This window comes from Serratia sp. MF1(2023) (assembly GCF_030954545.1).
Classification (GTDB): Bacteria; Pseudomonadota; Gammaproteobacteria; order Enterobacterales; family Enterobacteriaceae; genus Serratia; species Serratia sarumanii.
On the sequence record NZ_JAVHUX010000039.1, the window covers coordinates 68,438 to 88,676 of the forward strand.

Annotated in this window: 19 protein-coding genes and 5 pseudogenes; 8 read left to right on the forward strand and 16 right to left on the reverse strand. The window is 59.3% G+C overall.

The genetic code is table 11. The features are described 5' to 3' along the window. Window positions 1-64: 64 nt before the first annotated feature. Entirely contained in the window at window positions 65-598 is a 534-nt protein-coding gene (gene fimA, locus REA38_RS18825) for a type 1 fimbrial major subunit FimA (RefSeq protein ID WP_374213800.1), read from the reverse strand. A gap of 1,157 nt (window positions 599-1,755) precedes the next feature. Here fimA and REA38_RS18830 point away from each other — a divergent pair. Beyond that, window positions 1,756-1,968 (forward strand): annotated as a pseudogene (locus tag REA38_RS18830) (IS110 family transposase); the annotation flags it as partial. Here the strand turns inward: REA38_RS18830 and REA38_RS18835 are convergent. From REA38_RS18835 to REA38_RS18855, 5 genes and pseudogenes are all read right to left on the reverse strand, one after another. Further along, window positions 1,964-2,110: pseudogene (locus tag REA38_RS18835) on the reverse strand (IS3 family transposase); the annotation flags it as partial. The pseudogenes REA38_RS18830 and REA38_RS18835 overlap by 5 nt on opposite strands. A gap of 36 nt (window positions 2,111-2,146) precedes the next feature. Then, window positions 2,147-2,407: pseudogene (locus REA38_RS18840) on the reverse strand (helix-turn-helix domain-containing protein); the annotation flags it as partial. Between the two features lie 117 nt (window positions 2,408-2,524). Next, window positions 2,525-3,442 (reverse strand): annotated as a pseudogene (locus REA38_RS18845) (L,D-transpeptidase family protein); the annotation flags it as partial. A gap of 231 nt (window positions 3,443-3,673) precedes the next feature. Further along, window positions 3,674-4,549 (reverse strand): helix-turn-helix domain-containing protein, encoded by an 876-nt coding sequence (locus tag REA38_RS18850; RefSeq protein ID WP_033648560.1) that lies wholly within the window; start codon window positions 4,547-4,549, stop codon window positions 3,674-3,676. 10 nt (window positions 4,550-4,559) lie between these two features. Further along, window positions 4,560-4,937, reverse strand: a complete 378-nt coding sequence (locus REA38_RS18855) for a hypothetical protein (protein WP_033636939.1) — start codon at window positions 4,935-4,937, stop codon at window positions 4,560-4,562. Between the two features lie 120 nt (window positions 4,938-5,057). Here REA38_RS18855 and REA38_RS18860 point away from each other — a divergent pair, with 120 nt between their 5' ends. Continuing rightward, the gene (locus tag REA38_RS18860; RefSeq protein WP_308354637.1) at window positions 5,058-5,879 is read left to right on the forward strand and encodes a helix-turn-helix transcriptional regulator; all 822 of its coding nucleotides are present in this window, start codon (window positions 5,058-5,060) and stop codon (window positions 5,877-5,879) included. 38 nt (window positions 5,880-5,917) lie between these two features. Here REA38_RS18860 and REA38_RS18865 read toward each other — a convergent pair whose 3' ends face one another. The 7 genes from REA38_RS18865 to REA38_RS18895 all read right to left on the reverse strand — a co-directional run bounded on the left by REA38_RS18865 (window position 5,918) and on the right by REA38_RS18895 (window position 13,149). Further along, window positions 5,918-7,054 carry a porin gene (locus REA38_RS18865; RefSeq protein WP_033636938.1) on the reverse strand — a complete coding sequence of 379 codons (1,137 nt, stop codon included), beginning with the start codon at window positions 7,052-7,054 and terminating at the stop codon, window positions 5,918-5,920. Between the two features lie 371 nt (window positions 7,055-7,425). Next, the gene (locus REA38_RS18870) at window positions 7,426-8,196 is read right to left on the reverse strand and encodes a 3-hydroxybutyrate dehydrogenase (protein ID WP_308886425.1); all 771 of its coding nucleotides are present in this window, start codon (window positions 8,194-8,196) and stop codon (window positions 7,426-7,428) included. A 12-nt stretch (window positions 8,197-8,208) separates the two neighbouring features. Next, window positions 8,209-9,600 carry a GntP family permease gene (locus REA38_RS18875; protein WP_041037758.1) on the reverse strand — a complete coding sequence of 464 codons (1,392 nt, stop codon included), beginning with the start codon at window positions 9,598-9,600 and terminating at the stop codon, window positions 8,209-8,211. 45 nt (window positions 9,601-9,645) lie between these two features. After that, window positions 9,646-10,569, reverse strand: coding sequence for a 3-hydroxyacyl-CoA dehydrogenase family protein (locus tag REA38_RS18880; RefSeq protein WP_308886426.1), 924 nt, complete (start codon window positions 10,567-10,569; stop codon window positions 9,646-9,648). Window positions 10,570-10,587: 18 nt separating this feature from the next. Beyond that, window positions 10,588-11,772: an acetyl-CoA C-acetyltransferase gene (locus tag REA38_RS18885; protein WP_308886427.1), complete on the reverse strand. Its 1,185-nt coding sequence runs from the start codon at window positions 11,770-11,772 to the stop codon at window positions 10,588-10,590. A gap of 13 nt (window positions 11,773-11,785) precedes the next feature. After that, a complete protein-coding gene (locus tag REA38_RS18890) occupies window positions 11,786-12,439 on the reverse strand; it encodes a CoA transferase subunit B (RefSeq protein ID WP_041037752.1) in 654 nt (217 codons plus the stop codon). Between the two features lie 11 nt (window positions 12,440-12,450). Next, the gene (locus REA38_RS18895) at window positions 12,451-13,149 is read right to left on the reverse strand and encodes a CoA transferase subunit A (RefSeq protein WP_004933280.1); all 699 of its coding nucleotides are present in this window, start codon (window positions 13,147-13,149) and stop codon (window positions 12,451-12,453) included. 168 nt (window positions 13,150-13,317) lie between these two features. On the opposite strand from REA38_RS18895, the gene REA38_RS18900 reads away from it, so the two are divergent. Beyond that, window positions 13,318-14,235, forward strand: coding sequence for a LysR family transcriptional regulator (locus tag REA38_RS18900; RefSeq protein WP_308886428.1), 918 nt, complete (start codon window positions 13,318-13,320; stop codon window positions 14,233-14,235). Here the strand turns inward: REA38_RS18900 and REA38_RS18905 are convergent. Then, on the reverse strand, window positions 14,225-14,524 hold the full coding sequence (locus REA38_RS18905; protein ID WP_019453270.1) for a helix-turn-helix domain-containing protein: 300 nt from the start codon (window positions 14,522-14,524) through the stop codon (window positions 14,225-14,227). The two genes, REA38_RS18900 and REA38_RS18905, sit on opposite strands and share 11 nt — an antisense overlap. A 3-nt stretch (window positions 14,525-14,527) precedes the next feature. Next, the gene (locus REA38_RS18910; protein WP_308886429.1) at window positions 14,528-14,878 is read right to left on the reverse strand and encodes a type II toxin-antitoxin system RelE/ParE family toxin; all 351 of its coding nucleotides are present in this window, start codon (window positions 14,876-14,878) and stop codon (window positions 14,528-14,530) included. A 271-nt stretch (window positions 14,879-15,149) separates the two neighbouring features. Here REA38_RS18910 and REA38_RS18915 point away from each other — a divergent pair. Together REA38_RS18915 and REA38_RS18920 are read left to right on the forward strand one after the other, a co-directional pair. Further along, window positions 15,150-16,155: pseudogene (locus REA38_RS18915) on the forward strand (hypothetical protein). Beyond that, window positions 16,152-16,550 (forward strand): hypothetical protein, encoded by a 399-nt coding sequence (locus REA38_RS18920; RefSeq protein ID WP_369819448.1) that lies wholly within the window; start codon window positions 16,152-16,154, stop codon window positions 16,548-16,550. The pseudogene REA38_RS18915 and the gene REA38_RS18920 overlap by 4 nt, the downstream one beginning before the upstream one ends. On the opposite strand, the gene REA38_RS18925 is transcribed toward REA38_RS18920, so the two are convergent. Further along, window positions 16,541-16,858 carry a hypothetical protein gene (locus tag REA38_RS18925; protein ID WP_041037744.1) on the reverse strand — a complete coding sequence of 106 codons (318 nt, stop codon included), beginning with the start codon at window positions 16,856-16,858 and terminating at the stop codon, window positions 16,541-16,543. The genes REA38_RS18920 and REA38_RS18925 overlap by 10 nt on opposite strands. A gap of 245 nt (window positions 16,859-17,103) precedes the next feature. Between REA38_RS18925 and REA38_RS18930 the strand changes: the two genes are divergently transcribed. From REA38_RS18930 to REA38_RS18940, 3 genes are read left to right on the forward strand one after another with little or no spacing between them, the layout of a single operon-like run. Beyond that, on the forward strand, window positions 17,104-18,474 hold the full coding sequence (locus REA38_RS18930) for a glutamine synthetase family protein (protein WP_161725306.1): 1,371 nt from the start codon (window positions 17,104-17,106) through the stop codon (window positions 18,472-18,474). 29 nt (window positions 18,475-18,503) lie between these two features. Beyond that, window positions 18,504-18,914 (forward strand): GNAT family N-acetyltransferase, encoded by a 411-nt coding sequence (locus REA38_RS18935; protein ID WP_103774097.1) that lies wholly within the window; start codon window positions 18,504-18,506, stop codon window positions 18,912-18,914. A gap of 12 nt (window positions 18,915-18,926) precedes the next feature. Beyond that, window positions 18,927-19,616, forward strand: coding sequence for a trehalose-6-phosphate synthase (locus REA38_RS18940; RefSeq protein WP_047729117.1), 690 nt, complete (start codon window positions 18,927-18,929; stop codon window positions 19,614-19,616). The last annotated feature ends 623 nt before the right edge of the window (window positions 19,617-20,239 follow it).

Sequence of the window (20,239 nt, forward strand, 5' to 3'; positions counted from 1 at the left end):
CTTCTCCCTCTTCAAATTCTGAAACAGGCCATCCTGGCCTGTAAGTGCATCCTTGCAGACCAAATTACTCGTACTGTACTTTGAAGTTGGCGCTAGCGTTGGCTGTACCTGGTGTAGCTTGCCCTGTGGCGATGTAACGAGCCTGGAATGGTAAAATATTCGTTCCGGGAGTCAGCGTAGCTGCGGTGCTGATAGATGCACCATCGAACCCCAAGGCTTTACCTGCGCTATCCAGAACCTGGATACCAACGTTAGTTGCTCCGCCAGCAGCTGAGTTTTCCGGAGCCAGGGCGTTATTATTGTTTTCAATGGTAGCACCGGTAAAAGCAATCGCAGCTTTAGTCGCCACGGTAGTATCACAGTCATTTAGTTGAATGTTGAACCCTACTGACGAACTGGTTTTACCTGCCTCATTCAAAGTGGCCGTTTTTACCTGGCCCAACTGTACAGTTTGGTCGATAGAGCCGGCATCAACAGCGCAGGCTGCGTTAACGACCTCACCTTTAAAGTGAACGGTACCACCATTGGCAGTGTTGGTATCAGCATGAGCCATACTAGCCGTCAATAATGAGGCCATAATCAGGGTCTTGGTTTTGATAAAGCGAATATTATGCATGATTTTATTACTCCTTGTTTCTGTTAATTAATGCAAAGAAAATAAAGAAATTAAAAACACAGAACAAACACTCTTGTCATCACTGATTAGCAGTTAACGTTGCTACTTGGTCTTTCATTAAACTCAATTCATATTTTTTGCCATAACCCCCCTCCTTTAACTCATTTACATTGAAAATTAATGCTATCCAACAAGAGATAACACACCCAATACAATACAGAAATACTTAAGAAACAAATTCTTTAATATAACGAGAGAAATTAACTTGATTAAAGTTTTACCAGCAACTTGAATTCATTAAAAGCACTTTAAGTTAAAAAAAACAAACTCGAGATATTCCGCTGCCCTTATGTCAAATCAAGCAAGTGAAACAGTAGCTATTTCTCGTCAAAAAAAAACAAAATAGATTAATATATCGACATAGCCAGAAACAAAGGTTTATTGAACCGAAAGACTTTAAAAAATAGAAATATGAAACTAGAATAGAGTACTCTTACCCATAGACTTTCTAGTTGGTTACTTGGCACGGAGATTAAAAAATGATGTAAATCCATAAGAATAAAGACATGTAAATATACATAACCACTTCACCCTAACTTATTGATACAAATGGCTTTTATTTGCCCACGCATACATATGGAGATATATCCCACTACGGTGAGCATCAGTTGAATAGAAATGAATACAAGGAGTAATTTATGATAACGGATAAAGAATGCCGCCCGTTAAAGGCAACACAGCGGGAAATCCTATCAATATTACATACTTTCTCAGTACCGTTAATTGATGGGGAAAGACCGCCAAAATGTGATTGGCTATCAACACGACAGATATCGGAGTTATGTGATGTAAGCATTTACTTAGCTAGGTTATTATTGCTTGACTTGGAAAAAAAAGGATTCATTACTAAGGCGGATCGCACCATCATGAACTCATTACGCTGGTACCCATTGAAGAGAGAGTAACTTTAAAGATGTTAGCCGTAGCTCCACGCATAGGAAATTTTAAATTTCCTATGCGTGAGTTTAATGGGGTGGAATGTCCTCGTAGACAAACCTGTAGTGATGTGATGGATGCCCTTCCAAAAGTAGCCAGTGCCATACTCTTACTGACTGCGTTGACTTAGAGAGTAATATCACATGAACACGATCAGGGTCATTGGGATCGATATCGCCAAATCCGTTTTTCAGGCCTGCGTCTGGATGGATGATGGATCCGTCGCATGGAACAAAAAAATCTCACGTTCCAAATTACAGGATACCGTTCGACAATTCGAGCCCGGAACACTTATCGCTATGGAGGCTTGTTCAACCTCTCATTTTTGGGTAAGAACATTCCGTGCTATGGGATACTTACAGCTTCACTGGCTTGTCGATATGAATAGCCCTTATAAACAATCAGCTGTGCACATTCCAGCCTGAACTCAGGGCTGAAAGTGCGCTTAGTTTTCTTGTTCATTAAGTCACCTATTTTGTGTTGAGATGAAAATATCACCTTTAATCAGGTGGCCAAATTTACTGTGTCACTACACTGTTCGAGTTCCTTAATGCGCTGTTCGGGCGTCAGGGGAAGTTTGGGCATATTGCCTCCACACTTTTGGGTGGGAGGAGAAGTCCGCCAGTCAAGCTGACCGTATTTGCGCAGCCAGTTCATGACGGTTGCGTTGCCTTGAATACCATAACGGTCTGTGGCCTGACGACAAGTCATTTCACCTTTTTCTACCTGTTCGACAACGGCTAACTTAAAGGATAGAGAGTAATCGCGTTGTGTGCGTTTAACATACTGGTTCATCACATTTTCCTCAGTACGTGAATGAAATGTGTCAACGCTATTTAGGGCGGACCAAACCACAAAAAAGACGCCCGCAGGCGTCTTTTTGGCATTTTCACTGAGGCCGGAAGGCAATCAGTTCACTTTCACCGGCATACCGGAACGGGCCTTGATCGCCGCGTCCACTTCGCTCTGGTTGACGCCGGCGTCCATCAGCACTTTGTCGACCGGCGCGGAGATGGTCAGCGGCACCGGATCTTTGGATTGCAGCTGCTCTTCGTTGGCCGACAGCGGGTTGTGCACTTCCACGTAGCGCGAGCCGTCCGGTTCGACGGTGGCTTTCATCGGTTCGTTGATGAACTGCACGCGGGTGCCGACCGGCACGTTCTCGAACAGGTACTTGATGTCGTCGGCGCGCAGACGCACGCAGCCGTGGCTCACGCGCAGGCCGATGCCGAAGTTGGCGTTGGTGCCGTGGATGGCGTACAGGCGGCCAACATACAGCGCATACAGCCCCATCGGGTTGTCCGGGCCGGCCGGGAACACCGCAGGCAGGATCTCGCCGTCGGCCGCGTACTCGGCGCGCATCTTGGCGGTCGGCGTCCAGGTCGGGCCGTCTTTCTTGCGCTGCACGGTGGTGGTCCAGTTCAGCGGGGTGTCTTTACCCAACTGGCCGATACCGATCGGCAGCACCACCACGGTGTTGGAGCCTTTCGGGTAGTAGTACAGACGCATCTCGGCGCTGTTGATGATGATGCCTTCACGCGGCGCGTCCGGCAGGATCAGCTGCTGCGGGATGGTCAGGGTGCTGCCGGCCTTCGGCAGGAACGGATCCACGCCCGGGTTGGCCTCCAGCATGTTGCTCAGCCCCATCTGATACTGGGCGGCGAAGCTTTCCAGCGGCAGTTTGCTGTCTTCCGGTACGGTGATTTGGATATTTTCGCCCACCAAACGGCTGTCTTTTGGCGGCAGCGGGTAAACGACGGCGAAGGCAGCCTGGCTGAATGCAACCAGTGCCGTAAACAGGGTTAATAACGCGCGAATGCTCATTTTCATCTTCGTGTTGGTCAAGGCCACTGGCGATTAGGGGGATCGGTTTCTACGGCCACTTTTACTCCGATGGATTTCAGCCGGCAGCCAAGCGCTGCGGCCTGAAAAACAGGGGGGATTTGACCGGATGCGCATTATATGTGCACATCAATCAAAGTGTGAACCATTACCGATGTAATATCGCAATTTTTTGTAACCTGAAGCGCCACGAAGGCGATTTTTTGCGAGAACCGCCGCCTAACCGGCGGCGGCCAACGCTTCTACCCGCCGGATCGGGATCAGATATTCGCAGCGGATCGCCGCGCCGCCGAGCGGGCAGCGGCCCTCCTGCGCCGGGTAGAAAAGCTCGATATCCTGCCCCGGCCGACGGATGGCGTTCATCTGCGGCATCGCGGTGTCATACAATCGGACGATAAAGTTTTGTAACCCTTCCTCCTGCCCTTGATAGGTGAAGCGGGCATACTCACCCTGTTCGATAGTCACCCGCTCCCCCATCGCCCCTTCGTCCGGCAAAGCGGCGGTGTAGGCCATGCGCGGGTTACCCCGGCGTTGCCGGTCGACCTCCAGGCTGGTGAGGCCGTATACCACCTCCGGCAGCGCCTGCGGCGGCAGCAGCTGCCGCCAGGCGTGGCGGCGCAGCTCGCACTTGGAGGCCGCCAACTGCCCCAGCGTAAAGCTGCGGCGCTGGGTATGGCCCACCAGCTGCATGGCGGGCAGCGTCACGATATCGGCCTGCGGCAACGGTGTTTCGGTCAGCCGCAGCGGCGGCTGCAGGCCATAGCTCGACCAATCCTGGCTGCGGCGATAGCTGGCCGGCGGCAGACCGAACTGCTTGCGGAAGCAACGGGTGAAGGTCTGCTGCGAATCGAACTGGTAAGTGTCGGCGATGCAGGCCACGCTGGTGCCGGTCAGGCGCAGTTCGCGCGCGGCGGCGGTCAGCCTTCTGCGGCGCGCGTACGTGCCGAGAATATGGCCGGTATGCTGCTTGAACATCCGCTGCAAATGCCACTTGGAGTAGCCGGACTTGGCGGCAATGTCGTCCAGCGTCAGCGGCTGATCCAGGCTCTGCTCGATCCAGGCCAGCAGCTGTTCAATCACCTGTTGCTGGTGCATGGTATTCCCCTTATTTTAACAATAACGTCTGCGCCAATACCCGGCCTGCGGCTTCATCGGCGGCCACCAGCACCGGATAGCCCCAGAACTTGGCGCCGTATTCGGCGAACTCTTCCGCCGCCGCGCGTTTGGCGTCGTCCGGCTCCAGCATGATCATGCCTTTCACCCACAGCTTCAGCGCCTCGCGGTTATCGCGTTTCCACAGCGCGACCTGGGTGCGGGCATCGCGATCGTGCTCTTCTTCTTCATCTCCGACGCTGCGGTCGGTCATCAGGACAAAAGGCTCGGCGCGCGCCAGCAGCGCGCTGAATTCGGCCAGCTCGGCCTGGGTATCGCGCCCGTTTTGGCGCATCCATACCAGCGGAAAATCGGCGGTATCCAATGACATAATCAGTTTCCTCAGGAAATGGTTTAGGGCTGGCGCTTACTTTATCGGCACCGGCGCTAGACCGCATTGCGCAATCAGGACATAATACTTTTCAATTCCGCCAAATTGAGAATTGTTCTCATGAAAGTACAGATCCCCCGCCGCTGTCTGGATATCGATCAGGTGCCGCGCCCGCTGTTTGCCCTGCAAGGTTCGACCCTCGAGCAGGATTGGGAAATCGAGCCGCACCGCCACCAGAAGGCGCAGCTGATCTACACGGTACGCGGCATGATCCGCTGCGAAGCGGAAAACGGGCTGTGGCTGGTGCCGCCACAGTGCGCGCTGTGGATGCCGGGCAACGTGTTGCACAACGCCCAGGGCGCCGGCTCCACCGAGGCCTACTGCCTGTTCGTCGATCAACATGCCGCCGCCGGTCTGCCGCAAAACTGCTGCACGCTGTCGGTCTCGCCGCTGCTGCGCGAGCTGCTGCTGCAGGCCACCACCTTCGAACCGCTCTACGACGAACAGGGCGCCGAAGGGCGCCTGACGGCGGTGTTGCTGGATCAGCTGGTAGCCGCGCCGATCGAAAATCTGCACCTGCCGGTATCCGACGACGCGCGCATCCGGCAGTTGACCGAAGGCATGCTGAGCTGCCCGGCGGACAAATCCACCCTCGGGCAGTGGGCGCAGCGCATCGGCATGAGCGAGCGCTCCCTCAGCCGCACCTTGCAACAACAGATGGGCATGAGCTTCGGCCACTGGCGGCGCCAGCTGCACGTAATGCTGGCGCTGCAGCGCTTGACGCAGGGCGAGAGCGTGCAGACGGTGGCGCTGGATCTGGGCTACGAGAGCGCCAGCGGCTTCGTCACCATGTTCAGAAAGGCGGTAGGCAAACCGCCGGCGCGCTACCTGGCGGAGCGCAACGCCTCTGGAGAAACCCTGGGCGGCACAATTACCATGTGAAAAAGCCGGCGCAGGCGCCGGCTTGGAGCAGGTGAAAATCAGAAGTCGTAGAACACCGTAATCCAGGTGGAGTCCGGCTCGTTGTCGCTGCTGTTGGCCAGCGTGCGCTCCACATACACCGACAGACCGTAACCGATGGTGGTGCCCGCGCCGAGGTAAACGTGGTTGGCGTGATACGCCTCGTCCCCTTTCAGCCGCAGCGAGTCCGCCGCCACGTAAGGCTGGATCGATTTGAGGAACGGCTTGTCGATATTGAAGGTGTAACCGACAAAGCCTTCCAGCCCGTAGCCGTCACCGGCGAAGAAGTGCGACAGCGTGCGCTGGCGGGTGCTCGGCACATAGTCTTTGTAGTAGCTGGCGGTGCCGACGATGTACCAGTTGTTCGGCTGCCAGGTCAACGCGGTGCCGGACAGCTGCTGGTGATAATCCTTTTCGTTGTACAGATTGTCTTTGATCTTCGCGTCGGTATAACTGTAGGCCGCGCTGAAGGTGAAATCCTTCGTCACCTTGTAATCGAAGCCCAGCCCGCCCCCGCCCTTGCGGCGATAAATCAGGTTATCCGCGGTGTGCAGATCGTCTTCCGGCAATAAATAGTTGGCGTACAGCGTTACCGGCCCGAAATCATTGGTGTACTTGATGCTGTTTTTCGGTTTATTGCCGCCGTCGTAGTCGCCGGAAATACCGATGCCGGTGCCGCCCGCGTGGCCATCGTTATCCCAGACGTCGCTTTTGATGCCGACCACCGAATAATAGATGCCGTATTGATGGCCGTAGGTCAGGGTGCCGTAACGATCGTCTTTGAAACCGGCGTACAGCTGGCGCTGATAGTCGCGCTTGCCGTCTTCGTTATAGTGCCCGTCCCAGCTGAGCGCGTGCGCCAGATCGACGCCCCACTCGTAATAGCCGATGATCGAGGTGTCCTGCGTCAGCGCATAGTCGCCGCTGAAGCGAAAACGCGTGCCGCCGTCGTGGCCGTTTTTGTCATAGCCCGGCTCCGGGCCGTTATTGAAGATCCACTCGGGGCGAATGCTGCCGCCCACCTTTAAACTGAGCGGTGCCAGCAACACATTGCTCTGCGGGTTTTTATCCAGAATGGTGATCTCGGCCTGTGCGCCGGCGGATAACGCCGACAGCAAGACGCCGCCAATGAATATTGGCGTTGTATTTTTTCTCATTATTACCCCTGCCCGAAAAAATTATTGTTATAAACACGGTGGTCTTAAGCCACGCGGAAATAATTACCCGATGTGAACAGCGCACGCAAGATATAAAAATTCACGCCATAACCTGCCATTATTTCAGGTTGGGTTTAATTTCAGCAAAAACGTGTTCATCTGTAACGCAGAGAAAAATAATGTAATAACCGCAGCACGAAATAAACCAATCCGCACGTTTCACCCAAAATAAACCGGCGTGATTATCTGGGAATAAAGATAGCAAATAACAAATAAATATTATTGCCGCAGGTAAACCGTCACGCAGGGGAATTAACTCATGGTGGGAAATAACGACGGAGCGCGTTGCGCGCTCCGGGAAAGAGAATTCACTACTGCGCCAGCCAGCCGCCGTCCATGTTCCAGGCGGCGCCGCGCACCTGCGCCGCCGCATCGCTGCACAGGAACAGCGCCAGCTCGCCGAGCTGCTCTGGCGTGACGAACTCTTGCGACGGCTGCTTCTCCGCCAACAGCTCATCGCGCGCCCGCTGCGGGTCGGTGCCGGCGGCAATGCGCTTGTCGATCTGCTGCTGCACCAGCGGCGTCAGCACCCAGCCGGGGCAGATGGCGTTGCAGGTGACGGGCGTGCGCGCGGTCTCCAGCGCCAGCGTCTTGGTCAGCCCCACCACGCCGTGCTTGGCCGCCACATAGGCCGACTTGTCTCTCGACGCCACCAGCCCGTGCACCGACGCCACGTTGATGATGCGCCCCCAGTTGCGCTCGCGCATCCCCGGCAGCGCCAATCGGCAGGTGTGGAACACCGCCGACAGGTTGATGGCGAGGATGGCGTTCCATTTCTCCACCGGGAACTGATCCAGCGGCGCCACGTGCTGAATGCCAGCGTTGTTCACCAGAATATCCACGCCGCCGAACTCGCGTTCGGCATACTGCATCATGTCCGCTATCTGGGCCGCATCGCCGAGATCGGCGCCGTGATAGCCCGGCGCGGCGCCCAACCGCGCGACCTGCGCTTGCGCCTGCGCCACGTCGCCGAAGCCGTTGAGGATCACGCGCGCGCCGGCGGCGGCCAACACGGACGCTATCCCGAGGCCGATGCCGCTGGTCGAGCCGGTCACCAGCGCGGTTTTGCCTTGTACACTCATGGTATCGCTCCTTTAAACAATGCCGGTCAGGTAGAACACGCCGATCACGAACAGCACCGCGGCGCTCTTGATCAGGGTGATGGCGAAGATGCCGCCATAGGCCTGCCGGTGGCTGAGGCCGGTGATCGCCAGCAGGGTGATCACCGCGCCGTTGTGCGGCAAGGTGTCCATGCCGCCGCTGGCCATCGAGGCCACCCGGTGCAGCACTTCCAGCGGGATATGCGCGGCGTGGGCGGCGGCCACGAAATTATCGGCCATCGCCGCCAGCGCGATGCTCATGCCGCCGGAGGCCGACCCGGTGATGCCGGCCAGCAGGGTGACGCTGATCGCTTCGTTCAGCAGCGGATTGGGGATCGCCGACAGCGCCTGCGACAGCACCAAAAAGCCCGGCAGCGCGGCGATCACCGCGCCGAAGCCGTATTCGGAGGCGGTGTTCATCGCCGCCAAGATCGCCCCGCCGACCGCCGTCTTGCTGCCTTCCGCCAGCCGGCCGCGAATATTGCGAAAGCCGAACGCCACCACCAGCAGAATACCCGACACCAGCGCCGCTTCCACCGCCCAGATGGCGGTGATCTTCGCCACGTCGGTGGCGATCGGCTTGGCCAGCCCCGGCAGCGTCAGCTCGTGGCTGGCGCCGTACCACTGCGGGATCCAATGGGTGAAGCCAAGGTTGAATACCCCGACCAAAATCAACGGCAGGATGGCGATCAGCGGGTTCGGCAGGTTGATGTCGTCCGGAGTTTCCGGCTCGTTCAGCAGATCGGTGCCGTACCCTTCTCCCTTCAGCTGCGCCTTGCGCCGCTGGCGTTCAAGATACAGCAGACCGACCGCGATGATGAACAGCGAGCCGATCAGCCCCAGCCAGGGCGCGGCCCAGGCATTGGTGCCGAAGAAGCTGGTCGGGATGATGTTTTGGATCTGCGGCGTGCCGGGCAAGGCGTCCATGGTGAAGGAGAAGGCGCCGAGCGCCACGGTGGCCGGGATCAGCCGCTTGGGGATACCGCTCTGGCGGAACAGCTCGGCGGCGAACGGATAGACCGCGAACGCCACCACGAACAGCGACACCCCGCCGTAGGTCAGCAGCGCGCACACCAACACGATCACCGGAATGGCGTGACGCCGGCCGAGAATGCGGATCGCCGCCGCGACGATCGAACGGGAGAAACCGGATAGCTCGATCAGCTTGCCGAACACCGCCCCCAGCAGGAACACCGGGAAGTAGAGCTTCACGAAGCCGACCATCTTCTCCATAAACAGCCCGGTGAAGGTCGGCGCCACCGCGCCGGGATCGGTCAACAGCACCGCGCCCAGCGCGGCGATCGGGGCGAACAAAATCACGCTGTAGCCGCGGTAGGCGGCCAGCATCAGTAATCCCAGTGCTGCCAGGGCAATCAAAACGCTCATCGGTCACCTCAGTATCGTTGTTATTGTCAGGTACGGAGTGCGAAATTACGATTTCAGCGCAAAGCGCAGCTGATGCGCCCGTCGCCGTTGAATGCGTTCCCTGCGTGCGTCATCCCAAAGATAAAATCCCCGGCCGCTGCGCTGGCCGGTATCGCCGCGCTGCAGCCGCTGTTCCACCAGCGCCATCATCTCGTCGCCGGTCGCCAGTTCCGGGAACAGGTGGCGGGCGATGTCCGCCACCGTCGGCAGTCCGGTCATGTCGGCGGCCTCCAGCGGGCCGACCATGGCGTAGCGCCGCCCGAGCGAAGCGCGCATCACCTGATCCACCACCTCGGCGCTGGCGATGCCGCTGTGGACGATGTGCAGCGCCTCGCGCAGCACCGCAAACTGCAGCCGGTTGCCGACAAACCCCGGCGCGGCGCGCTCCAGCAGCACCGCCTCCAGCGCCATCCCGCCGAGCAGCGCCTGCACCGCCGCCAGATGGCGCGGATCGGTGGCGCGGCCGGGTACGATCTCCACCAGCGGGATCAGGTGCGGCGGGTGCCAGAAGTGAGCGATCAGCAGGCGCTGCGGATGTGTCATGCGCGCCGCCAGCTCGTCCGGCGGCAGGCCGCTGGTGTTGCTGGCAATCACCGCGTCGTCGGCGATCAGCCCTTCCAACTGTTCATACAGCGCGTGCTTCAGCTCGAGCCGTTCCGGGATCGCCTCGATAAGCAGCCGGGCGCGCGCCACGTCGTTCAGATCGCCGGTCACGCGCAGCCGCGCCAGCGCCGCGTCGCGCTCATCGTTATCAAACTGCCCGACGTCGCTCAGCTCGGCCAGAATGCCGCTCGCCACCGCCGGCGCTTCCGCCAAGCGCTGCGGATCCGGGTCATACAGCAGCACCTCATGGCCGTGGCGAATAAAGTGGGTGGCGATGCCCACCCCCATCAATCCGGCGCCCAGTACCGCATAGTCAGATGACTGCATCGTGCCCTCCTCGGTTGTTTACGGGCGCTCTACCGCCAGCGCCACGCCCTGCCCGCCGCCGATGCACAGCATCGCCAGCCCCTTGTTCACCCCGCGACGCTGCATTTCGTACAGCAGCGACACCAAAATGCGGCAGCCGGACGCGCCGATCGGATGCCCCAGCGCGATCGCCCCGCCGTTGACGTTGACCCGCTCCGCCTCCCAGCCCAGTTCTTTGCCCACCGCCAGCGCCTGCGCGGCGAAGGCTTCGTTGGCTTCGATCAGATCGACCTCCTCCAGCCGCCAGCCGGCTTTCTCCAGGCAGCGGCGCGCGGCCGGCGCCGGGCCGATGCCCATGATCGCCGGATCGACGCCCGACGAGGCGTAACCGGCGATGCGCGCCAGCACCGGCAAACGCAGCGCGGCGGCTTTTTCCGCGCTCATCAGCAACACCACGGCGGCGCCGTCGTTGAGCGACGAGGCGTTACCGGCGGTCACCGTGCCCTCCTTGCGAAACGCCGGGCGCAGCCGCGCCAGCGCCTCCAGGCTGGTGTCGCGCGGCTGTTCGTCGTGCTTAACAAGCAGCGCCTCGCCCTTCGGCTTCGGCACCGTCACCGGCGTGATCTCCTGCGCGAAACGCCCTGCCTGCTGCGCCGCCTGCGCCTTCTGCTGCGAGCGCAGCGCAAAGCTGTCCTGCTCGGCGCGGCTGATGGCGTATTTCTCCGCCAGGTTCTCGGCGGTGATGCCCATGTGGTAGTCGTTGAACGCGTCCCACAGGCCATCGTGGATCACGCTGTCCACCATCTGCGCGTGGCCAAGGCGCAGACCGGCGCGCGCGCCGGCCATCAGGTAAGGCGACTGGCTCATGCTCTCCTGGCCGCCGGCGATCACCGCCTCGGCGTCGCCGCTGCGGATCGCCTGCACCGCCAGATGCACCGCCTTCAAACCGGAGCCGCACACCTTATTGATGGTCAGCGCCGGCGTCGTAACGGGCAGCCCGGCATTCAGCGCGGTCTGGCGCGCCGGATTCTGCCCGCAGCCGGCGGTCAGCACCTGGCCGAGGATCACTTCATCAATCTGCTGCGGCGCCACCCCGCTTTGCGCCAGCAGCCCTTGCACCGCCGCCGTGCCCAGTTCCACCGCCGTCAACGGCGCCAGCGCGCCGTGAAAACTGCCGACCGGCGTGCGCGTCGCCGCCACGATCACCACTTCACGTTGTTGCACATTCACCTCCGTCTCAGAAACGCATTTCAGGCACTTGATCCGGCACGATCAGCCGGCCGGCGGTTTTGGCGACAATTTCCGCCACGCTGACGCCGGGCGCGCGTTCGCGCAGCACGAAGGCGCCGTCTTCAATTTCCAGGTAGGCCAGATCGGTCAATACCTTGCGGATGCAGCGGGCGCCGGTCAGCGGCAGCGTGCAGCGCGGCAGCAGCTTGGACTCGCCGCTCTTCGAGGCGTGGGTCATCACCACGATGATGTTCTCCGCCCCCGCCACCAGATCCATCGCGCCGCCCATACCCTTGACCATCTTGCCGGGGATCATCCACGAGGCGATGTTGCCCTCGACGTCCACTTCAAACGCCCCCAGCACGGTCAGATCGACGTGGCCGCCGCGGATCATGGCGAACGACTGCGCCGAATCGAAGATCGACGCGCCGAGGCGCGCGGTGACCGTCTGCTTGCCGGCGTTGATCATGTCGGCGTCCAGCTGCTGCTCGGTCGGGAACTCGCCCATCCCCAGCAGGCCGTTTTCCGACTGCAGCATCACGTCCATGCCCGCCGGCACATAGTTGGCCACCAGCGTCGGGATGCCGATGCCCAGGTTGACGTAGTAACCGTCCCTCAGCTCTTGCGCCACGCGCTGCGCCATTTGTTCACGGGTAAGCATGCGAATTCTCCTTATGCCCGCAGGGTGCGTTGTTCGATACGCTTCTCGAAGGTGCCCTGGATCAGCCGATCGACGTAGATGCCGGGGGTATGGATCGCCGCCGGATCCAGTTCGCCCGGCGCCACGATCTCTTCCACTTCCACCACCGTGATGCGCCCGGCGGTCGCCATCAGCGGATTGAAGTTCTGCGCAGTGTGGCGGTAGATGACGTTGCCGAAGTGATCGGCCTTCCAGCCTTTCACGATGGCGAAATCGCCGGTGATGGCGGTTTCCATGATGTAGGGGCGGCCGTTGAACTCGCGCACCTCTTTGCCTTCGGCGATCGGCGTGCCGTAACCGGTGGCGGTGAAGAACGCCGGGATACCGGCGCCGCCGGCGCGGATCTTCTCCGCCAGCGTGCCCTGCGGCGTGAGATCGACCTCCAGCTCGCCGCTGAGCGCCTGCTGCTCGAACAGCGCGTTTTCGCCGACGTAAGATCCCACTACCTTGCGGATCTGATGGGTTTCCAGCAGCCGCCCGAGGCCGAACCCGTCGACGCCACAGTTGTTGGAGACCACCGTCAATCCGCGCACGCCGCGCCGGCGGATCTCTTCGATCAGATTTTCCGGGATGCCGCACAGGCCAAAGCCGCCCGCCAGCACCGTCATGTTGTCCGTCAGGCCTGCCAGCGCTTCCTGGTAGCTGCCGACGCGTTTGTCGAGCCCTGCCATATCGTTGCCCCTGCATGTTGCGGCGCAGGGCGAAATGCCCTGGCTTGCGTGAGGGCATCTTCAGGTCACAAAAATGATTTGTTAATTTTGTTTTTATGCCGCATTCATTTAGAATTTTTATCAATCATTCGTTAACCGACAATTAACAAAGAGTTAACGCCAACCAAAATGAAAATGAGCATCAAACAGTTACGCGCGTTTTTAGCGGTAGCTCACACTCTGAACTTCGCCCAGGCCAGCGAGCGGCTGAATATTTCTCAGCCGGCGCTCAGCCTGGCGATCCGTGGGCTGGAAGACGCGCTGGGCGGGCCGCTGCTGCTGCGCACCACCCGCCGGGTGACGCTGACGCCGGAGGGGGAAACCTTCTTCCTGATGGCGCGCCAGCTGCTGGCGGACTGGGACAACGCGGAAGAGGCGATGCGCCAGCGCTTCACCCTGCAGATGGGCAAGGTGGCGATCGCCGCCATGCCGTCGTTCGCCGGCAACCCGCTGCCGCCGATCCTCAAGGCGTTTCGCGATCGTTACGCCGGCATCAACGTGGCGGTGCACGACGTCATCAACGAGCAGGTGTTTGAAATGATCCGCGAAGGGCGGGTAGAGATGGGCATCGCCTTCGAGCCGGAGCCGAGCGACACCCTGCACTTCACCCCGCTGTGCCGCGATCGCTTTCTGGCGGTGGTGCCGAAGGATTCGGCGCTGGCGCGCAAGGCGCAGGTAAGCTGGAAGGAGCTGCTGACGCTGGATTTCATCACCCTGCAGCGGCCATCGGCGGTGCGGCTGCTGCTGGAACAAGAACTGGCCCGCAGCGGGCGAACGCTGGAGGTGGCGTTTGAAAGCCACCAGCTGGTGACGGTCGGGCGCATGGTGGCCAACGGCCTCGGCGCCAGCGCGGTGCCGGCGCTGTGCGAGCAACAGATGGATGAGCTGGGGGCGGTCTGCGTGCCGCTGATCGGCCCGATCATCGAACGGCGCGTGGGACTGATCCGCCTGGCACAGCACCAACTCTCTTCCGCCGCGCAGGCGCTGGCGACCGTGATCGAACGGGAAATGGCGGGGAGTGGCGCGCAGCCCGCGCTTAGACCGTAAACCCGACGTGCTTGCCGCCCGGCAGCTCAACGTCCAGGCGCAGCGTGCCGCCCATCGCTTCCACGTAGCGTTTCAGGGTCGAAATCTTCAGCTCGTTGCCGCGCCCTTCGATGGCCGCGACCGAAGGCTGGGAAATGCCCAGCGTTTTCGCCAGTTCCTGTTGGGAAATATTCAGCGCTTCCCGCAGCTGGTGCAGGTGCGCTTCAAACAGCATCTCTTCGGCCATTTCCTCGATGCGCCGGCGGCTCTCCGGGGTGCGGGAGGCCAGCAGTTGCTTTAAGGTGCTCATGGGTTACTCCTTGAAATAACACATCAAATATTGGGTGAACTGCGCATCCGTGATGGGCAACATCACTTTATAAAACCGCTTCTCATTACCCGTTTTGTCGCCCGCACACAGCACAATCGCCTGCCGCGCCGGATCGAAGGCGAAAAAAGCGCGAATCGGCCGCCCTTTGTGCTGAATACGCAGCTCTTTCATGTTGGGATGCAACGAACCTTTCAGCACGTCGACAAAAGGCCGCCGGAGAGAAGGCCCGGCACGCTCGAGCATCACCAGCGCAGCCAACACCTTTTCCTGCGTCGATTCATCCTGCTCACAGAGCCACCGATCAAACTCTTCCGTTGTCATTACCGTCCACATGGCATCTCCTGATTATAGAGTACAATCTATGGCAAAACGATAGACCGGAATATATAATTTTCTCCACACCGCCGTTGGCGTTTTGCCTGGCAACTCGCAAAAGAAACCGATAAGACACCATTCAGCAATTCAATCGAAAAGAGGAAAGGAGTGGCAGATTTAGCGAAATACCGCTGTTTTCAGATGATTCTCCGATCGAGAGCGTGAGCCAGAACCTGTTACCACCCTGTAGAAAATGTTAAGTTTCCTAAAAATAAGGAGGCTTTTCGACATGGAACAGAAGTCCAGCATCATCGCACCGGGCTATTGCATCGCCCAACAAACCGGCCCGCTCGCCTTCCACGCCAACTACCTGTTCGGTGGCAAGCCATCGGAAGTGGCACGCTTTTTTATGCAGCTCAATGCCGATACGCCGCTGGTTCAACCGGGGCAAATGCTGATCGTCGCCGATCCGCGCAATCATAATCAATCTACGCAGATCGCCGCCCTGATGCAGGCCAAGAGCCGCACCAGCAAAGCTGGTGAAAGCCGGTGACAGCGATTTCTCCACCTTCTTGCACCGCAATTACGCCGCTATCGCCGCCTTCACCAGCTATGGGGAAACGGTCGTCGGGCTGGCTTCGGATGCCGGAGAACGCTACTTCAGCCAGATCAAAAATATCCTGGTCGAGATTGAAAAAACCTACCAAAATCAGTTCCGCACGAGTGGCGCTTTGATTGGCACGCAGTTTCAGGTGGAACGGGCGCGGCTGTTCGGTACATTAAAACCATTACTGAATCGCCTTACTCGTGCTCAACTCAATATGAAAGAGTATGCGCAAATCAAACACGCGCTGGGGCTCTCCAGTAAATCGCTGGTGCATGAATGGAGCACTGCCGGCGTCGGTGCCATCAAGGGCTATTCGAACTACGTCGACAGCGCCAGCCGTGCGGCCAAGTTTATGAAAGCCGGCGGCTGGATCGGCATCGGATTGAGTGGGCTGAACACCACCAACGACGTCTACAACGCCTGCACCACCGGCCGCGAACAGGAGTGCGCCAAGATCGCGGTGAAGGGATACAGTCATTTTGCGGCAAGTACTGCGGCGGGGATTTGGGTGGGAAATGCAGGTGCAGGTCTTGCGATTGCAGCCTGTTCAATTGTGTTAGGTGCAGCAACAGCAGGAACAGGAGTGATCGTTTGTGGTATCGCTGGAGCCGCTATAGGAGGCGCCGCAGGATCCACACTGGGTGGCATGGGTTCCGATTATTTGACGACGTTAGTGGTAGGTGAATGATGAAATTTATCGTCATATCGTGTTTGATATTGCTGGTTTTAAGCGCCTTCATCCAATTCATTGGTTACCGTCGCTATAAAAAAGAGTTTGATGCTTTCTATCAACGTTACGCCGGCAGCGGACATTTTATTCCGCCCTACGTCGCCTTTGCCGATAGCCTCGGCATGCTAGGTACCTCATTGAAGGCACAGTGGTTTCTTTGGATCCTGAAGAGGAAAAAAATCAAGATTAGGGGTCAGGTTTGGCTCGATGCGAAAACCTATGATTTCGTGCAAAAAACCGCCTCTCCTGAGCTACAGAAATGGCTGGCGATGGATTTTATACTTTTACTCGTAGAGGCCATTATTACCACCGTGGGCTGTATTTTTATTTACCTCATCAAGCATCAAGGTTGAGCAGACGCGTTGCTCCCCTCCACCGCCTGCACCGCCGCCTTCTGCGTGGCGCGCTGATATAAGCACAGCTCCCTGCCCGGCTTGTTTTTCATAAACGGCTGCGGGTAGCGCCCGCCGATAAACAGCGCCGAATAGCCGACGTCATCACCGTAGTGAACGATCGCCCCTTCCACCCTGGCGTTTTTTAGCCCGCTGGCTTTCAGGCAGGCGGCTCGCATCGCCCTTTCGCTCTCGGCCCACGCCTGTGGGGAAGACGCGGTGGCGTTGAACGCGGCCAGCGCGGCGATAAGCAGCCCTATTCTCTTCATCGTTATCTCTCCTTCAACGGCCCGTCTCGCCAGTATAGACCGTGCCGGCGCGGCCAACCCGCCAACGCCGCCACGCTCTTTACGGCATTTTTATTCCGCGCCCCGTTAACGTTACGGCGTTTTTACAGACAGTTTTTGCCGCCGCAGATACCCTTTTCACATCGCCGCTATGGCCTCACAAGAGAGTTGTCCCATGCGTTTATCCCTGCCTCTGGCCGTGACCGGTCGTCGTTCTGGAGCACGCCATGCATTCTAATATCATCGGCTTCAATCCGCTGCTGGCGGAGCTGCCCGCTTCGCCAACGCGCGCCTTCCACAAAGAGCTGGAACACTACCTGCAGCGCTATCCGCAGACCGAACAGCTGGATATTTATCTGCACGATCTGAACGGCCAGCTGCGCGGCAAGCGGCTGCCGATCGCCGAAGCCTTTGGGCTGGAGAAAGGCTGCTACTTCCCGCTGTCGATCTACGCCCTGGATCTGCACGGCCGGGTGATTGAAGAAAGCGGGCTGGGGCAGCGGGCGGGCGAGCCGGACCGTCTGTGCCTGCCGGTGCCCGGCACGCTGCGCCCCTGCGCGCGCGATCCCGAACGCCACGCCCAGCTGCTGCTGACGATGCAAAATGCCGACGGCGGCGCCTGCGAGCTGGAGCCGCGCGTGGTGCTGCAACGGGTGCTGAAGCGCCTGCACGAGCGCAACTGCTTCCCGGTGGTGGCGGCCGAACTGGAGTTCTACCTGCAGGATCCGCAGCACCCCGCCGAGGCGGAAGCCTGCCCGACGCAGAGCTTCGCGGTGGATGCGCCCGAGCGCCACCATGCGCTGCTGAGCGACATCGAACGGCACGCCCGCCTGCAAAACCTGCCGTTGACCGGCGTGGTGGCCGAAGCCGCCTCCGGCCAATATGAGCTGAATCTGCATCACAGCCGGCGCGTGCTGGAAGCCTGCGACCAGATCATGGCGCTGAAACGCCTGACGCGGCAGATTGCCGAGCAACATCACCAGCACGCCTGCTTTATGGCCAAGCCCTGCGCCCACGCCGCCGGCAGCGGGCTGCACTTTCACATCAGCCTGCAGAACGAGCACGGCGAGAACCTGCTGACCGGCGCGCCGGGCGAACTGAGCGACAACATGCAGCAGGCGATGGCGGGCATGCTGGCGCTGATGCCGGCGTCGATGGCGATCCTGGCGCCCAACATCAACGCGTTTCGCCGCTTCCGCCCCGGCATGCACGTGCCACTGCGCGCCTCCTGGGGCCACAACAACCGCACGGTGGCACTGCGCCTGCCCTGCGCCGACAGCGCCAACCAGCGCATCGAATACCGCCTGGCCGGCGCCGACGCCAACCCTTATCTGGCGCTGGCGGTGATGCTCGGCGGCCTGCTGCACGGGCTGGAACAGCCGCTGCCGCTGCCGCCCGCCGCCAACGGCTGCGAGAGCGACAACGCCGCGCCCTTGCCGCTCGGCCAACAGGAGGCGCTGGCGCTGTTCCGCCACAGCGATCCGCTGCGTGAGCTGCTCGGCCCGGCGTTCTGCACCCTGTGGCACACCTGCAAAAGCGCCGAACTGCGCCGCTTCGAGGAACAGGTCACCGCCGCCGAACTCGGCTGGATGCTGTAACCCCCCGGTTCATTAACCTAAGGATAATCATGAATATGCAACCGCAACGGGCGCCCGTGCAGCCGCTGCTCTGCTGGCGCAAAGGCGTTTTTCATATCAGCACCGATCGGCAGTTGTTGGATATCGAGGCGATCCAACGTTTTCTCAGCCTGCCGGATCGGGCGGCGGCCGAGCGCCTGGTGTACCACGGCCTGTGCTTTGGCCTGTACCGCAAGCGCCACCTGCTCGGCTTCGCCCGCATGGTGACCGATTACGCCACCGTCGCCTCGGTGAGCGAACTGTTCGTCAGCGCCGAATACCGCGGCGTCGGGTTGGGAAGCTGGCTGACGCGCTGCTGCCTGGCGCATCCGGCCTTGCGCGGCCTGCGCGTCACGCTGCCCGCCCTGCAAGCACCCTGGCGCGCCGATGGTTCGGCACACGCCCTGCGCGCCCTTCACTGATGAGGAGACCCCATGTCTCGTTTAGTGCTGATTTCCAACAAGCAGTGCGACGGTAAGGATCTGGCCTGCGCCGGCCAGACGCTGGCGGCCGATGCCGAACCGGGGCTGTGGCTCGGCTGGAACGGCGACGTGCAGAATTTCGCGCAGCGCCCGATCAGCTGCCGGCAGCGCGCCGGTTACGATCAGGTGACCTTTCCGCTGTCGATCGAGGAGTTTCGCCGCCACTATCAGGGCTATTACCACGACGGCCTGTGGCCGGTGTTCCACAACCAGCCGGAGAAGGCGCACTTCACGCCGGAAAACTACCGCGCCTATCGGCAGCTGAACCGCCGGTTTGCCGATATCGCCTGCGAGCACCTGTGCCCCGGCGATACCGTCTGCATCGACGACTACCAGCTGCTGCCCTGCGCCCAGGCGCTGAAGGAGCAAGGGCTGCTTAACGCCTGCGCGTTTTTCTTCCACCTGCCGTTCCCGTCGGCGGCGCTGCTGCGGCGCATCCCGGAACATCGCCAGCTGATCGCGTCGCTGCTGTTCTACGATCTGATTGGCTTTACCACCACCGACGATCGCAATGCCTTTCTCAGCTGCCTGGCGGCCGAGTTCCCGCTGGAGATGCTGCCCGACGACCAGATCCAGGCCAACGGGCATATTTTCGCCACCGGCATTTTCCCCGCTGGCATCAACGGCAGGCAGGTTTATTGATTTACGGCGGCGCGCACCCTTCAGGCGCGCCGTTTTATTTCGCCGCGATTTATTTTTCCCGTCTTTATCGCCACCACAATGCGTTATTTTATTTTCCGGATATAGCGATTAAAAAATGAATATTTATCCTGTTACACATCAACCGTAAAAACCGCGCGGCGCCAATTGCTTTTTATTGGCGAAAAACATTACCCTTTCCCTGCCATATTTAAACCGAGGAGGGCCCCATGGGCGATGAAAGTTTTAGTTTTACGCTAATGCTATTGGGCGTCTTTCAGTAATGCCATCCGCGTTGCATTCTGAAAGACACGGAATGCGGCAACCGTTCCCCTTCTGACGGCCTTTCCCACTCTGCCGGCCCACCCATCGCCTCGCTGCGAAAACAACGTCTGTCTCACCGCTACAGCGGTATTTATCTGGTGTCGCCGGGCATATTCCCCGAGCGCCGACGGATTTCTTATGGGAAAAATAAGGTATTGCGTTATGCAAAATAACCGGGGTACATCTGTTTTCAGAAAGTCTTATTTAAATGACTTTATCGTTATCGCCATCGGTGTTTTTTTCATTGCCTTTTTTATTCGTGCCTGGGGTGACATGCACGGTGACTTCAATGAACAAAACGT

What these genes read in the sequence shown, in the direction of transcription:
- REA38_RS18905 (WP_019453270.1), bottom strand. Translation starts at nt 14,524, where the DNA reads ATGAGCACCTTAAAGCAACTGCTGGCCTCCCGCACCCCGGAGAGCCGC.
- REA38_RS18940 (WP_047729117.1), top strand. Translation starts at nt 18,927, where the DNA reads ATGTCTCGTTTAGTGCTGATTTCCAACAAGCAGTGCGACGGTAAGGAT.
- REA38_RS18930 (WP_161725306.1), top strand. Translation starts at nt 17,104, where the DNA reads ATGCATTCTAATATCATCGGCTTCAATCCGCTGCTGGCGGAGCTGCCC.
- REA38_RS18880 (WP_308886426.1), bottom strand. Translation starts at nt 10,569, where the DNA reads ATGCAGTCATCTGACTATGCGGTACTGGGCGCCGGATTGATGGGGGTG.
- REA38_RS18860 (WP_308354637.1), top strand. Translation starts at nt 5,058, where the DNA reads ATGAAAGTACAGATCCCCCGCCGCTGTCTGGATATCGATCAGGTGCCG.
- REA38_RS18855 (WP_033636939.1), bottom strand. Translation starts at nt 4,937, where the DNA reads ATGTCATTGGATACCGCCGATTTTCCGCTGGTATGGATGCGCCAAAAC.
- REA38_RS18890 (WP_041037752.1), bottom strand. Translation starts at nt 12,439, where the DNA reads ATGCTTACCCGTGAACAAATGGCGCAGCGCGTGGCGCAAGAGCTGAGG.
- REA38_RS18895 (WP_004933280.1), bottom strand. Translation starts at nt 13,149, where the DNA reads ATGGCAGGGCTCGACAAACGCGTCGGCAGCTACCAGGAAGCGCTGGCA.
- REA38_RS18875 (WP_041037758.1), bottom strand. Translation starts at nt 9,600, where the DNA reads ATGAGCGTTTTGATTGCCCTGGCAGCACTGGGATTACTGATGCTGGCC.
- REA38_RS18865 (WP_033636938.1), bottom strand. Translation starts at nt 7,054, where the DNA reads ATGAGAAAAAATACAACGCCAATATTCATTGGCGGCGTCTTGCTGTCG.
- REA38_RS18920 (WP_369819448.1), top strand. Translation starts at nt 16,152, where the DNA reads ATGATGAAATTTATCGTCATATCGTGTTTGATATTGCTGGTTTTAAGC.
- REA38_RS18870 (WP_308886425.1), bottom strand. Translation starts at nt 8,196, where the DNA reads ATGAGTGTACAAGGCAAAACCGCGCTGGTGACCGGCTCGACCAGCGGC.
- REA38_RS18900 (WP_308886428.1), top strand. Translation starts at nt 13,318, where the DNA reads ATGAAAATGAGCATCAAACAGTTACGCGCGTTTTTAGCGGTAGCTCAC.
- REA38_RS18925 (WP_041037744.1), bottom strand. Translation starts at nt 16,858, where the DNA reads ATGAAGAGAATAGGGCTGCTTATCGCCGCGCTGGCCGCGTTCAACGCC.
- REA38_RS18850 (WP_033648560.1), bottom strand. Translation starts at nt 4,549, where the DNA reads ATGCACCAGCAACAGGTGATTGAACAGCTGCTGGCCTGGATCGAGCAG.
- REA38_RS18910 (WP_308886429.1), bottom strand. Translation starts at nt 14,878, where the DNA reads ATGTGGACGGTAATGACAACGGAAGAGTTTGATCGGTGGCTCTGTGAG.
- REA38_RS18935 (WP_103774097.1), top strand. Translation starts at nt 18,504, where the DNA reads ATGAATATGCAACCGCAACGGGCGCCCGTGCAGCCGCTGCTCTGCTGG.